Below are 12883 nucleotides of genomic sequence, written 5' to 3'. Positions count from 1 at the left end.
GGCTTTAAACCTTTTGCCAACTCTTTCGTCATAGACAGGCCTGATGCAGCAAAGCGATCGCTCAGATGAAGATTTATTAACGTTATTTCGTGTTCCAGCCACGAAAGAACAGGCTTTTGCCTTAATCGTTAATAAATACAAGGAGGCATTGTACTGGCATATCCGCCGACTGGTCGTCGTTCACGCCGATGCAGATGACGTACTCCAAAACGTATTTATCAAAATGTGGAAGGCACTGGAAGGCTTCCGCCAGGAAAGCAAACTCTATACCTGGCTTTATCGGATCGCCACCAACGAAAGTATTACCCATTTAAACCAGATCAAAAAGAACAGGACGGTTTCAGGGGAATATTTTACGGGGCTTACGGATCATATCCGCGCCGCCGAATATTTTGATGCTACAGGCCTGGAATGGAAATTACAACTGGCGATTCAGGAGCTGCCCGAGCAGCAACGAATTGTTTTCAACCTGCGGTATTTTGATGAAATGCCCTACAAAGAGATGAGTGAAGTCCTGGGCGTTACTGTAGGCGGGCTGAAAGCCAGTTATCATCATGCAGCGAAAAAAATAGAAGCCTACCTCACGAAAACATTAAACTTTTAAAAGCATACAGTGTCAGACTATCAGATGATTGAAAATGATGACATACCGGACATTTTAAAGCGAATCAAAAAATCGACCGCAACACCCGGCCACCCCTATCAGGTACCGGCGGACTATTTTGAACTATTGAAAGCCCGTCTTCAGGAGCTGGTGCAGGAATTCCCCAAGAACCCGGCTCCAGAAGATGAGCTCCTGACGGCCGGGGTACGCATTAAAGGGAGGCCCTTTAGCCTGCCTTCGGGCTATTTCGAAGCGGTCGAACAATTGTTGTTGCAACGCATAAAGGAAACCGGACAAAGCCCGGCCAGACGCATTCCGGTCTGGCTCCGGATTACGGCGGCTGCCGCGCTAACCGGCATCTTGTTACTGGCCGGATTTTCCCAATTCCGGCATTCTGAAGTCCGGCCAGGGTCACTGGTTTATACAGAAGACCAATTGCAGGAGGTAAAAAGCGAAGAATTGCAAGGATTTACCGGCGAAATGGTGCCGTCTCCGCAACTGGCTACCCGACAGACCCGGGCGCGGCTTCAGTTTAACGGTATCAGCAGTAGTGAATTACAGCATTTTCTGGAGGAGACCGATCTTGAGGGCGCCGAATTAAACCCACAAACAGATGAAACTAATTAAATTATGTCTTTTATACGGTGCATTTCTGATTCCTGTGTTGGCATCAGCCCAAGCAAAAAAACCTGCCCCGAAAGTAAATGATCTGTTTATGAACTATATGGCCAGGGAATTGCAATTACAACCGGCAGAACTTAACAAAATGCGTCCGATGGTACGTAATTACCTAATTGCCCGCCGCAAAGCCATCAAAACCTATTCAGATCCACTGGAAAAAGAAGCGCAAATTGTCCGAATCAAGAAAAATTTCCGGGGCCGTTATGCCAAAGTGATTGGCTTGAAAAGAGCGAATTTGTTCTTTACTTATGAGCAACAATTTCGTAGAAAAGTAAGGGAAGAACTAAGGGAACGGAATCGCAGGCCTCAAAAAAATTAATGTTCGAACTTTTATTGAAAAAATTTTTTTTCTACGAAGGTTATTCGTAGTTTTGCACTTGGTGTTTTTCATAGGTTAGCAACGGCCAGCTCTTTTTAGGGCAGGCCTTTTTTCTTTTAAGCCCTTACAAATCCTTTACGCGAAAAACGGGCGTCTTAATGTCATGATAGAATAAAAACTGCCAGTCCCGCCCCTCCTCCATCCATTGCTCCCTTAACTGCATTGCCTTTTTTCCATCATAATCGTATTTGGCTGCCAGCCGGGTCCGCATCTGCGAACGCTGCGGTGCATCATCTGCACCGAAAAAAGCTGTTTCATCACCCTCCCGGATCCAGATCACCCGATGAAACCGGGAATGGGCGGCCGTTACCGTGTAGCTGATCCCGGGCGCTATCTCACCTACAAGTTCAGTTTCTAATACCAGCTGAGAACTGTCCCTGAGTGGTTCCAGCAAGGCGCTGTCATAGGAAGACGATCCAGGCTGTGATGCTTCTTCCCATTCCTGCTGTTGAATATGACAGTGTGCATTTTCAAAAGCAAATTGCCCTGTAAAGGGATTGATCAGGCCGCTCGCATGGTCCTTATGCAAATGACTCATGATGACCCGGGTCACATCACCGGGATGAATTTGATGTTGGCGCAGATTGCTGTATAACTGCATTTGACCCTGAGGGTCCCTGCTTCCGAGGCCGGTATCCAGGAGCAGGATTTCATCGCGGGTTTTAATAACAAACGGTTGTATCTCTACCAGCAGGCTCCCCCTGCTGCGTTGCTGCAACTGGTCCTGCTCCAGGTCAAAGGGTATAAATTTTTTTGAAGCATCAACGGTAAAAGCACCTTCTGAAAGTGGTATGATCTGCATCAGTAATTTTTTAGTGGTTGAGGAATGAAAGCACCAGAGCCGACATTCGGAGCGGTCGATCCTGTACCAGTACAACATAGAAATATCCGATGTGAAAATAAGCCCAATCTTTTGAAAATCGGAAAACCAATTATTTTAAACTGGCTGTATCCCTGTTTCAAAAATTTAAAAAGAAAAAAGCGTATTCCCCTTGTCGCCATGAACTGTTACTGGTAGATGAGGAATGAAGGGTATTGGGTTCCTGCTTCGGTTCCTACTATTCCGCGGCGTAAAAATTCTATGAAATCCTCAGCAAGATTTTCATAAACCCTGATGTTCCTACGGCCATCACGCTGGTACGATTATGCCGTCAATTATGGGTTGACCAGATTGGTTATATCTGGGATATGCTTTTCTAAACTACATATTTCTGCGGTACTGTCCGCCGACTTCATAGAGGGCATGGGTCAACTCACCCAGGCTGCAATATTTTACGGCTTCCATTAGCGCTTCAAAAATATTGCCATTGGCGGCGGCAACCTGTTTTACTGTTTGAAGTGCTGCTTCCCGGTTACCTGTATGCCGGGTCTTGAAAGCATCCAGGTTACGAATCTGCATTTCTTTCTCCTTTTTACTGCTACGAATCACCTCCTGCGGCAATATAGTGGGGCTGCCCTGGCGATTCAAAAAACTGTTGACCCCGATGATCGGAAGTTCACCGCTGCTCTTTAGCATTTCATAATGCATGCTTTCTTCCTGGATCTTGCTGCGCTGGTACATCCGCTCCATGGCCCCTAAGACACCGCCCCTTTCACTCAGTCGCTCAAATTCCGCCAGTACAGCAGCTTCCACAAGGTCAGTAAGTGCCTCAATTGCAAAACTGCCCTGCAATACATTCTCGGTACGGGCACTGCCAAGTTCCCGGTTGATGATCAGTTGTATGGCCATAGCACGTCTGACGCTCTCCTCGGTCGGGGTTGTAATCGCTTCATCATAAGCATTAGTATGCAATGAATTGCAATTGTCATATATAGCATACAGTGCCTGCAGCGTCGTACGGATATCATTGAAATCGATCTCCTGCGCATGCAGACTGCGGCCGGAGGTTTGAATATGGTACTTTAATTTCTGGGACCGTTCATTGGAATTGTAACGGCATTTCATTGCCTTGGCCCAGATGCGCCGGGCCACCCTTCCAATCACGCTGTATTCGGCATCCATACCATTAGAAAAGAAAAAGGAAAGATTCGGCGCGAAATCATCGATGGCCATACCGCGGCTCAGGTAGTATTCTACATAAGTAAACCCATTGGCCAACGTCAGGGCCAGCTGGGTGATGGGGTTGGCGCCCGCTTCGGCGATATGATAACCGCTGATACTGACACTATAAAAATTACGCACCTGATGCTCGATAAAATACGCCTGTACATCGCCCATCAGTTTTAGTGCAAACTCAGTGGAAAAAATGCAGGTATTCTGGGCCTGATCTTCTTTCAGAATATCTGCCTGAACGGTGCCCCGCACCTGCTGCAGGGTGGTCGCTCTTATCTGTTCGTAGATTTCAGCCGGTAATATATCCGCACCGCTTAGTCCCAATAAACCTAAACCCAGGCCATTGTTACCTGCGGGAAGCGAGCCTGAGCCTGATTCACCGTAGTTGGGCCGCCCAGCGCCGCTAAATTTTTTCTGGATCAGGGTTTCGACTTCAGGCCATTGACCGTTCTCTGTAATCCATTTTTCACATTGCTGGTCGATAGCAGCGTTCATGAAAAAAGCCAGAATGATCGGTGCAGGTCCATTAATGGTCATTGAAACCGAAGTCGCCGAATCGCACAAATCAAAGCCGCTGTAAAGCTTTTTAGCATCATCAACAGTGGCAATACTCACGCCGGCATTGCCGATCTTACCAAAGATATCAGGACGAAAATCAGGGTCCTCCCCATACAGGGTCACACTGTCAAAAGCAGTACTCAATCGCTTCGCCGGTTGATCGGCACTGAGGTAATGAAAACGTTTATTGGTCCGTTCGGGTCCGCCTTCGCCGGCAAACATCCGCGTTGGATCCTCCCCCATACGTTTTAGTTCAAAAACTCCGGCGGTATATGGAAATTTCCCCGGTACATTCTCCTGCAACTGCCAGCGCAGAATATCACCCCAATCCTGATATGCGGGCAGATACAATTTCTGAAGACGGCTGCCGCTTAAAGTCGTAAAACGAAGTTCCTGCCGGATGGTTCGGCCGCGGACAGTATATTCAAAAGCGTCCTGACTGTAACGGGATTTGAGTGTCGCCCAGTCTTGCACCAGCACCAGATTGGCGGGATCCAGATCAGCCCGGACCTGGGCTTCCAGATTTTGCAATTCTGCAGATGGCAGCAATGCTGCTGCCCCACTGAGCCGATACCATCGGGAAGCGATGGCGGCCTGATCATCCACCCATTGGTCGTATGCATAAATAGCTTCCGCCAGTTCACTAAGATAACGTACCCGACTGGCAGGAATAATCGGGGTGCTGGCTGTTTCAGTGTTGGTGGTATTGGTAACCTGCGTGGCGCCGAAAGGCGTTCCGGTCTTCTGCTCCAGTAATTGCAATAACCATTCAAAAAGCAGGTTCAGGCCCGGATCATTGAACTGGGCAGCGATGGTTCCTATAACCGGCAGGCTGCCTGGCGTTGCGGTCCACAGGCCGTGATTACGTTTGTACTGTTTGCAGATATCATGATAGGCATCCAGCGCCCCGGCCTTATCGAATTTATTCAGACAGATTAAATCGGCATAGTCCAGCATATTGATTTTCTCCAGTTGCGATGCCGCACCATATTCCGGTGTCATAACATACATGGACAAATCTGTCTGCGCTACTAGGGAAGTATCGCTCTGGCCGACACCTGCGGTTTCGAAAATAATCAGGTCGAAGCCTGCTGCTTTACAGATTTCCAGGGCCTGAATGCTGTGCCGGCTCACTGAGCTATTGTCCTGGCGGGTCGCCATTGACCGCATATAAGCTCGCGGATGACTGATTGCATTCATCCGGATCCGGTCTCCCAGCAGCGCGCCACCGGTTTTTTTACGGGAGGGGTCTACCGAAATCACCGCGAGACTACGATCGCTGAATCGCTGTAAAAACCGCCGGACCAGTTCATCGGTGACGGAGGATTTCCCCGCACCGCCGGTGCCGGTGATACCCAACACGGGAGGTGGAACGCCGGGTTGACCGGCGGACCTGAGTTGGTCCAGCAGTAAACTGTAATCCTGATCTGCTTCGGCCAGACTGATCGCGCGAGAGATCAGTCGAATGTCCTTGACTTCATCCAGTACCTGCACATGATCAAGCCCGGGTGGTCCGTCGACCGCTGTTTCCGGTCTTGTCACCGGTTCTTCACGGCAGCGGTCAATGACATCTTCGATCATGCCTTCCAGCCCCATCCGGCGGCCATCATCCGGACTGTAGATCTTTGTAATCCCATAGCCCTGTAGTTCCTCGATCTCTGCAGGCAATATCGTGCCTCCACCGCCACCAAATATCTTGACATGCCCGAATCCGCTTTCTTCCAACAGGTCTCTCATGTATTTAAAAAACTCGAGATGACCGCCCTGATAACTGGTGATCGCCACTGCAACAGCATCTTCCTCTATGGCAGATTCGACAATTTCCCTGACACTTCGGTTATGACCCAGGTGTATGATTTCTGCACCTTTCTGCTGCAGAATGCGACGCATAATATTGATGGCGGCATCATGTCCGTCAAATAGCGAAGCAGCGGTGACGATGCGCACCGTTTGATTTTTGTCCATTCCCTAACAATTGTTAGCAAAAATAAGTATTTCAGTCTATCTGCATCCCTGCCCTGTCTGCCCGTTCTGTCCCTCCCGAAATCCCGGGGGCTTTCTTAACTTCGCCCCTTCATGAATCAGCGCGAACTTTTTTTACGGCACCTGGCACAGACTTCCACGGCTCCGCTCGCCCTGGAGATCGTCCGGGCAGAGGGCTGTCAACTTTTCGATCGCTCGGGTAAGAGCTATATCGATCTGATTGGCGGTATCAGTGTGGCCAATACCGGCCACCGCCACCCCGCGGTACTCAGCGCCATTCGTCAGCAACTGGATGCTTATCTTCATATTATGGTCTATGGTGAATTTATCCAGTCACCACAAGTCCAGTATGCGACCCTGCTGGCCTCACTGATGCCTGACACCCTCAATGCTGTTTACTTTACGAATTCCGGCGCAGAAGCGGTCGAAGGTGCGATGAAACTGGCCAAAAGAGCTACCAATCGCAGCAAGATTATCGCCTGTAACCGGTCTTATCATGGTTCTACCCAGGGAGCGCTGAGTATAATTGGCGATGAATACTGGCGCAACAGTTACCGGCCCTTACTTCCGGGTATTTATCATCTGGATTATAATAGTCCGGAATTGATCGATGCGATCGATACCGCAACCGCCTGTGTGATTCTGGAAACCGTACAGGCCGAAGCAGGTGTTATGGCCTCGGATCCTGCCTGGATTCAGGAGGTCGCCCGTAAATGCCGAAAGACCGGTTGCCTGCTCATCCTGGACGAGATACAAACAGGCTTTGGCCGAACCGGCCGGCTCTGGGGATTTGAAAATTTCGATGTGGTTCCCGATATCCTGCTGCTCGGAAAAGCACTGGGTGGCGGCATGCCTCTGGGGGCTTTCATTGCCGAGCGGTCACTGATGATGCAACTAACGGATCAACCCGTGCTGGGCCATATTACAACTTTTGGCGGTCATCCTGTATCCTGTGCTGCCGGTATGGCTTCACTGAAAAGCTTGCTGGCCGAGCAGCTTTCCCAACAGGTTTCCCGGAAGGAAGCCTTGTTTCTGTCTTTGCTACAGCATGAAAAAATCGTGGCGGTGAGAAGTTACGGTTTGCTGATAGCCGTGGAATTTGACAGCTTCGAAACCAACAAACTGGTGATCGATGGGACCATCGGGGCGGGTGCCATTACCGACTGGTTCCTGTTCGCTTCAAATTGTTTACGCATTTGTCCTCCACTCACCATATCAGAAGAAGAGATCATTACTGCCTGTCGGATGATACTGCAACAATTATCACAGGACTGATGATTTGTAATCATCCAAATCTATAACGATATAATTTACATAATGAGTACCAACAATAACGAGAAAAAAATGGCCGCGCTGGAAGCGGTAAAATTTATTCGGGAGGGCATGACCCTGGGGCTGGGCACCGGATCGACTGCTTTTTATGCAATCGAAGCGGTGGGTGAGCTGGTAAAAAGGGGCATGCAACTCCAGTGTGTACCGACTTCTGAACAGACCCGGGTACTTGCGGAACAGCGAGATATTCCCATTGTCGACATCAACAGCATTGAAGCAATAGACATTACTATTGACGGTGCTGATGAATTTACCCAGGGACTGGACCTGATCAAAGGCGGAGGTGGCGCCCTTTTACGTGAAAAAATTGTGGCTTCCCTGACTCGGGAACTGATCATCATTACGGACAGCAGTAAATTAGTATCTGAACTGGGGCTATTTAAAGTACCGATCGAAGTCATTCCTTTTGCTGCTTCCTATGTGATGCGGGAACTCCGCAAGCTGGGCGGCATCGGGTTGATTCGCCAAAAAGAACAACATCCTTACCTGACCGATCAGGGTAATTATATTATCGATGCCGACTTTGGTCTAATCAATGACCCTGCAACACTGGACCACCGGCTCAATGAGCTGGTTGGCCTGGTCGAACACGGATTATTTATCGGTCTGGCTGCCCGGGTGATCATGGCCAGGCAGGATGATACTGTAGTGTTTAGCCGTTAAAAAACCGGTAGCCTGGTGACTACCTGTGAATGATACGGGTAAGGACAGAATGGGTGAATGCTCAGCGTTGTGGTGTCGGGGTGCCGGCAGCCGGTCTTTCACTGTGTTCATACCAGTGCGTGGCATCTGCAGGTCGGTGATGGCTCTGCATCCGGTCTCTGTGTTCTGAACACCGATAACGGAAATGATCGCCGGCGACGGCATACAATACGCCAAAGCTGGCAACTGCTGATAATAATCCAATGAGTATTTTAGAATTCCTTTTCATAACTAACTTTTTTTAAATGATTAATGGGACACCATCAATAATAAGCGCCCGGTGTCATGCGGTTCCTGAAACGTCGTTCCACTGTGGACGACCACAATGTCCCTGAAATTTCTGTTTGAACTGCTGATACTCTTCTTCCGACATATTCCGGATTTTATCCGCAAAACCGGCGAAGCGCTGGGGGCCGCCGAATCCGCGTCGGTAACGATGGCCGCCGAATAGCCGCAACAGGCCGATGACGATTAATACTACGATGGCCACTCTTAAAATGAAAAAGGGCATAAAGAAAAAGGCAGCGCCGATGATGACGCCTGCAATGATGGGTTTTAATACGGATCGATTCATGGCATTTATTTTTAAGCTTTATATGGTAGACGGCTGTCGCAGTTGATTACTTTAAAAAGCCTGTTTCAGACAGGGGCCGACGGTAGGCTACGGCGCGCAAAAGGCCTGCCGGCAGCCATTGCAGCGATTGTTGCACTTTGCTTTCACCGGTATCCTTAAAAAAAATGCGGTGCCTAAGCACCGCATGATCAATCAGTAAATTTTCGGATCAGGACCGCATCCGACAACGCTGTCGAATGGCTTCTTTAAATTGTTGCTTTTCTTCTTCGGTCATACTCTTGTATTTTTCCCGCAGGTTCCGGGCTCTCCCGAATTTGCCCCTGCCGCCGCCTGGGCCCCGGAATCCGCTGAATAAAATTTTACTTAGTACCAACAGCCCGACACCCTGCCAATAACTGATGGGGTTCACCTGATTAAAGGCAGAAGGCAGAATGGCATTCCACAGCCACATGACTACGCCGCCAAAAAGCAGGATGGCTGCTATGGCACATAAAGCAAATACAAATTTTGGTGGTCCGCACCTTTTCTTGTTCATCATAAAAAATGTATTTAAACGTTCATTAATTCGTCGTACAGGTATTGCAGTTTTTTCCGCAGGTGTTTTACCGCATAGCGTTTCCGGCTAATTACTGTTTTGATACTTTCACCGCTACGGTCTGCGATCTCTTGCAGGGTCATATCTTCGAGTTCATTGAGAATAAATGCTTCCCGCTGCGGTAGCGGGAGTTCAGCTACAGCCTCAGAAAATGCTTCCCAGAACAGCTCCTTAAAGTCTTCCATTTCGGGATTATCCGAAATCCCCAGCAAGATCTCCTTAAAGCTTAACTCTCCGTCTTCATTCTCGTAACTTAAATCATCCAGCAGTTCGGGTTTTTTCTTACGATACCGGTCCGTAATTTTATTACGGGCTACTGCAAAAAGCCACCCGCTGACTTCTTCAATTGTCTGCGTTGCCGAGGTATTGGCAAATTGAAACCAGACGTCCTGCAAAATATCTTCGGCATCGGCATCCGTATTCACTTTACCGCGAATAAAGCCAAACAACCGCTTGCTGTAATTTTTTACAGTATCTACGATATTTTGTCCTTTTTCATCAGCCATTATTGCTATACCGTCGCCCATTGTACATATAGACGATCCGGGAGCCAAATTACTTTAATTATCCGGATCGACCTGAAAGTCATGAAGATGAACGCCATTCCCCCTCCTCCTGATTCTATCGGGATCCGGATTTACGGTGTCCCGATTTTTTTGCGGGATTCGTAGCGAACCGTTAATTTTATAGGGCATGAATAACTCCAGACCATGTAGGGCGCCTGCAACCGCTAACCTGAACCCACAGGCGGTGCCTGGCCCATTGGTTTTGAGTCAATGGATCGTTCACGGAACTTATAATCCCTTTTTATGAAAATACGACAAATTGATGCTGATGTGCTGCGGCAGCTTTTTATTATTGCGCTGATTCTGATTATTGGATATGTACTGGTAGTTAACCTTACCTTTTTTATACCTGGTGCGCTCGGCGCAGTGACGCTCTACGTACTCTACCGCAATAAATATATCTATCTGGTCGAAAAAAGGGGCTGGAAGCGTTCGCTTGCCAGTATGTTTTTCATCCTTATTTCGTTGGCCGCCATTGCCCTGCCGATCTGGTTGCTGGTCAAAATACTGGTGCCCCAGATCAACAGCGTGGTATCCAATAAGGAAATGATTACCGACAAATTCAATGCGGTTAAGACATTTCTGGCTTCCAAACCCATGCTAAGGAATATAAACCTTTCCGAGCAGGCGATTGCAGGCTACGCATCCAAACTAACCAGCATTCTACCCAAAATACTGAACTCGGTCAGCAGCGTTTTCGCCAACCTGGCTACCGCCCTGTTTATTTTGTATTTCATGCAGGTAACCTATGAGGGTCTGGAAAAAAAGGCCAGTCTCTACATGCCTTTCAGCAGCCGGAACAAACAAAATATCTGGGAAGAGACCAAAATGATGGTGAAATCCAATGCGCTTGGAATTCCGATCCTGGGGCTATGTCAGGGCCTGGTAGCGGCATTGGGCTACTGGATATTTGGCGTCAACAACCCGCTGCTATGGGGCCTGATCACTGGTGCCGCTACTATCGTGCCTGTAATTGGCACCATGCTGGTCTGGGTGCCGATCGTAGTGATTCAGCTGGCTACCGACAATGTCACTTATGGTATCATCCTGGCCCTTTATAGTCTGGTCGTCGTGGGAGGCACGGATAATATCCTTCGTTTTACGATCCTGAAAAGGCTGGGTAATGTGCCTCCCCTTATAACCGTATTTGGTGTCATCGTAGGTTTGAATCTTTTCGGTGTGATGGGCCTGATATTTGGACCGCTGCTAATGAGCTATTTTCTGATCCTGCTAAAAGTATACCGCACCGAATTCGGACCGGCAACAGCAACAGAAGTACAAATAGCTTCTGATAAAAATGTTACGGTGGAAATAGAGCCTGAAGAAAACAAAACCTCCATCACTGAGAAGGAACCACCGGACCTGAATTCTTAAACAGTCGTTATGCCTTCTCGGGCAACTACGATGAAGGTACCCAAAGATCGGACTGCGGAAAGGTCCCTGCCTGTCGGCTGCTTAAAACGAAAAACCCGCCAATTCTTCAAAGGCTACAGCATGCTGCTTTCCGGTAGCCAGTTCTTTAATCGTCACGATACCGGTAGCCAGTTCCTGACTGCCCAGAATGGCAACAAAGGGTATGCCCTTCCTGTCCGCATACTTGAACTGTTTGTCGAATTTTACCGCGTCAGGAAAGAGTTCTGCAGGAACAGCCCGGGCCCGCAATCGGGCAGCCAGTTCAAGCGCCTTAAGTGATTCATTTTCACCAAGGTTAAAAAACAAAACTTTTGTGCCGCTCTGTACGGCATCAGGAAACAATTCCAATTCTTCCAGCACATCATAGATCCGGTCTACCCCAAAGGAAATACCAACACCGGGAACCTTGGGTACGCCGAAGAGTCCGGTAAGATCATCGTAACGGCCACCACCGCCAATACTTCCCATCTGGACACCGAGTGCCTTGATTTCGAAGATCGTTCCCGTATAATAATTAAGACCACGGGCCAGCGTAGGGTCTATCAACAGGGAACTGGCCCCGGATCCGGTCGTATCAAAATGATCCGCCAGGTAACGTAATTCTGCGATACCGGCTGCGCCCAATATATGGTTTCCCAATAGCTGATCCAGTTGCGTAAGCTTCTCGGCAGCATTCCCTTCGATCCCAAGGAAACGGGCAATTGGCGCCACCTGGCTTTCCTGTAATCCGCGGTTACGGAGTTCTTCCATCACCCGATCCAGTCCGATTTTGTCCAGTTTGTCAATCGCAATAGTAATATCGGTCAACTGATCAGCGCCACCGCAGACATCAGCCAGTGCAGCCAGGATTTTGCGATTGTTAATCCGGATTTCAACCGGGATTTTCAGGCGGTTAAATACCTGGCTGTAAATACCGGCCAGTTCCAATTCATTGAACAGGGAGGTACTACCCACCACATCTGCATCGCATTGATAGAACTCCCGATAGCGACCCTTCTGCGGCCGGTCGGCACGCCAGACGGGCTGCATCTGATAACGTTTAAACGGCATCGGTAACTGCTGGTGATGCATCGCCACATATCGGGCGAAGGGAATGGTCAGGTCGTAGCGCAGGGCCCGTTCGGTCAGGTTCCGGTCATTTTTGCCCTGCAGTACTTTCTCGAATGCTTCGCTGGCCTTGGCCGCATTCTTCGGGTCCCCCAGACCGTTATTGAGGATCTTGAATATCAGCCGGTCACCCTCTTCCCCGTATTTGCCCATCAGGGTATCCAGGTTTTCCATGGCCGGGGTTTCCAGGGGCTGGTAACCATGCAGTTCAAAAACTTCCCGGATCGTCTGGAGGATGTATTGTCTTTTGCGGACCGTAATAGCGTCAAAATCCCTGGTTCCCTGTGGTATCGATGGTTTCATTATAAAATATTATAGTAGCTGGATGCGCCAGTA

General features: G+C 48.9%; 13 protein-coding genes. 6 read left to right on the top strand and 7 right to left on the bottom strand.

Features of this window, described 5'->3' with window-relative positions; genetic code table 11:
- Window positions 1-43 precede the first annotated feature (43 nt).
- The 3 genes from ACYVI9_RS11055 (at window position 44) to ACYVI9_RS11045 (ending at window position 1604) form a co-directional block, all read left to right on the top strand.
- Entirely contained in the window at window positions 44-604 is a 561-nt protein-coding gene (locus ACYVI9_RS11055) for an RNA polymerase sigma factor (protein WP_460764532.1), read from the top strand.
- Between the two features lie 9 nt (window positions 605-613).
- On the top strand, window positions 614-1231 hold the full coding sequence (locus ACYVI9_RS11050; RefSeq protein ID WP_460764530.1) for a hypothetical protein: 618 nt from the start codon (window positions 614-616) through the stop codon (window positions 1229-1231).
- Window positions 1232-1319: 88 nt separating this feature from the next.
- Entirely contained in the window at window positions 1320-1604 is a 285-nt protein-coding gene (locus ACYVI9_RS11045; RefSeq protein WP_460764528.1) for a hypothetical protein, read from the top strand.
- Between the two features lie 124 nt (window positions 1605-1728).
- On the opposite strand, the gene ACYVI9_RS11040 is transcribed toward ACYVI9_RS11045, so the two are convergent.
- Together ACYVI9_RS11040 and ACYVI9_RS11035 are read right to left on the bottom strand one after the other, a co-directional pair.
- Window positions 1729-2466: an MBL fold metallo-hydrolase gene (locus tag ACYVI9_RS11040; RefSeq protein ID WP_460764526.1), complete on the bottom strand. Its 738-nt coding sequence runs from the start codon at window positions 2464-2466 to the stop codon at window positions 1729-1731.
- Window positions 2467-2865: 399 nt separating this feature from the next.
- Window positions 2866-6240: a methylmalonyl-CoA mutase family protein gene (locus ACYVI9_RS11035; RefSeq protein WP_460764524.1), complete on the bottom strand. Its 3375-nt coding sequence runs from the start codon at window positions 6238-6240 to the stop codon at window positions 2866-2868.
- 111 nt (window positions 6241-6351) lie between these two features.
- Between ACYVI9_RS11035 and ACYVI9_RS11030 the strand changes: the two genes are divergently transcribed.
- Both ACYVI9_RS11030 and rpiA read left to right on the top strand, forming a co-directional pair.
- Window positions 6352-7533 carry an aspartate aminotransferase family protein gene (locus ACYVI9_RS11030; RefSeq protein ID WP_460764522.1) on the top strand — a complete coding sequence of 394 codons (1182 nt, stop codon included), beginning with the start codon at window positions 6352-6354 and terminating at the stop codon, window positions 7531-7533.
- A 42-nt stretch (window positions 7534-7575) separates the two neighbouring features.
- Window positions 7576-8253 (top strand): ribose-5-phosphate isomerase RpiA, encoded by a 678-nt coding sequence (rpiA, locus tag ACYVI9_RS11025; RefSeq protein WP_460764520.1) that lies wholly within the window; start codon window positions 7576-7578, stop codon window positions 8251-8253.
- A gap of 61 nt (window positions 8254-8314) precedes the next feature.
- On the opposite strand, the gene ACYVI9_RS11020 is transcribed toward rpiA, so the two are convergent.
- From ACYVI9_RS11020 to ACYVI9_RS11005, 4 genes are all read right to left on the bottom strand, one after another.
- Window positions 8315-8521: a hypothetical protein gene (locus ACYVI9_RS11020; protein WP_460764518.1), complete on the bottom strand. Its 207-nt coding sequence runs from the start codon at window positions 8519-8521 to the stop codon at window positions 8315-8317.
- 54 nt (window positions 8522-8575) lie between these two features.
- A complete protein-coding gene (locus ACYVI9_RS11015; protein ID WP_460764517.1) occupies window positions 8576-8866 on the bottom strand; it encodes a hypothetical protein in 291 nt (96 codons plus the stop codon).
- A gap of 208 nt (window positions 8867-9074) precedes the next feature.
- A complete protein-coding gene (locus ACYVI9_RS11010) occupies window positions 9075-9404 on the bottom strand; it encodes a hypothetical protein (RefSeq protein WP_460764515.1) in 330 nt (109 codons plus the stop codon).
- An 11-nt stretch (window positions 9405-9415) separates the two neighbouring features.
- On the bottom strand, window positions 9416-9967 hold the full coding sequence (locus ACYVI9_RS11005; RefSeq protein WP_460764513.1) for an RNA polymerase sigma factor: 552 nt from the start codon (window positions 9965-9967) through the stop codon (window positions 9416-9418).
- A gap of 303 nt (window positions 9968-10270) precedes the next feature.
- On the opposite strand from ACYVI9_RS11005, the gene ACYVI9_RS11000 reads away from it, so the two are divergent.
- Entirely contained in the window at window positions 10271-11401 is a 1131-nt protein-coding gene (locus ACYVI9_RS11000; protein WP_460764511.1) for an AI-2E family transporter, read from the top strand.
- Window positions 11402-11482: 81 nt separating this feature from the next.
- Here the strand turns inward: ACYVI9_RS11000 and hisS are convergent, their stop codons facing one another.
- Window positions 11483-12850, bottom strand: a complete 1368-nt coding sequence (hisS, locus tag ACYVI9_RS10995; RefSeq protein ID WP_460764509.1) for a histidine--tRNA ligase — start codon at window positions 12848-12850, stop codon at window positions 11483-11485.
- Window positions 12851-12883: the final 33 nt, after the last annotated feature.

The sequence above is a fragment of the Niabella terrae genome (genome assembly GCF_054783135.1).
This window is presented reverse-complemented; position numbering and strand designations above follow the sequence as displayed.

Coding starts and splice junctions, on each gene's coding strand:
- ACYVI9_RS11055 (WP_460764532.1), top strand. CDS start 44: ATGCAGCAAAGCGATCGCTCAGATGAAGATTTATTAACGTTATTTCGT.
- ACYVI9_RS11045 (WP_460764528.1), top strand. CDS start 1,320: ATGAACTATATGGCCAGGGAATTGCAATTACAACCGGCAGAACTTAAC.
- ACYVI9_RS11040 (WP_460764526.1), bottom strand. CDS start 2,466: ATGCAGATCATACCACTTTCAGAAGGTGCTTTTACCGTTGATGCTTCA.
- ACYVI9_RS11035 (WP_460764524.1), bottom strand. CDS start 6,240: ATGGACAAAAATCAAACGGTGCGCATCGTCACCGCTGCTTCGCTATTT.
- ACYVI9_RS11030 (WP_460764522.1), top strand. CDS start 6,352: ATGAATCAGCGCGAACTTTTTTTACGGCACCTGGCACAGACTTCCACG.
- rpiA (WP_460764520.1), top strand. CDS start 7,576: ATGAGTACCAACAATAACGAGAAAAAAATGGCCGCGCTGGAAGCGGTA.
- ACYVI9_RS11020 (WP_460764518.1), bottom strand. CDS start 8,521: ATGAAAAGGAATTCTAAAATACTCATTGGATTATTATCAGCAGTTGCC.
- ACYVI9_RS11015 (WP_460764517.1), bottom strand. CDS start 8,866: ATGAATCGATCCGTATTAAAACCCATCATTGCAGGCGTCATCATCGGC.
- ACYVI9_RS11010 (WP_460764515.1), bottom strand. CDS start 9,404: ATGATGAACAAGAAAAGGTGCGGACCACCAAAATTTGTATTTGCTTTA.
- ACYVI9_RS11005 (WP_460764513.1), bottom strand. CDS start 9,967: ATGGCTGATGAAAAAGGACAAAATATCGTAGATACTGTAAAAAATTAC.
- ACYVI9_RS11000 (WP_460764511.1), top strand. CDS start 10,271: ATGAAAATACGACAAATTGATGCTGATGTGCTGCGGCAGCTTTTTATT.
- hisS (WP_460764509.1), bottom strand. CDS start 12,850: ATGAAACCATCGATACCACAGGGAACCAGGGATTTTGACGCTATTACG.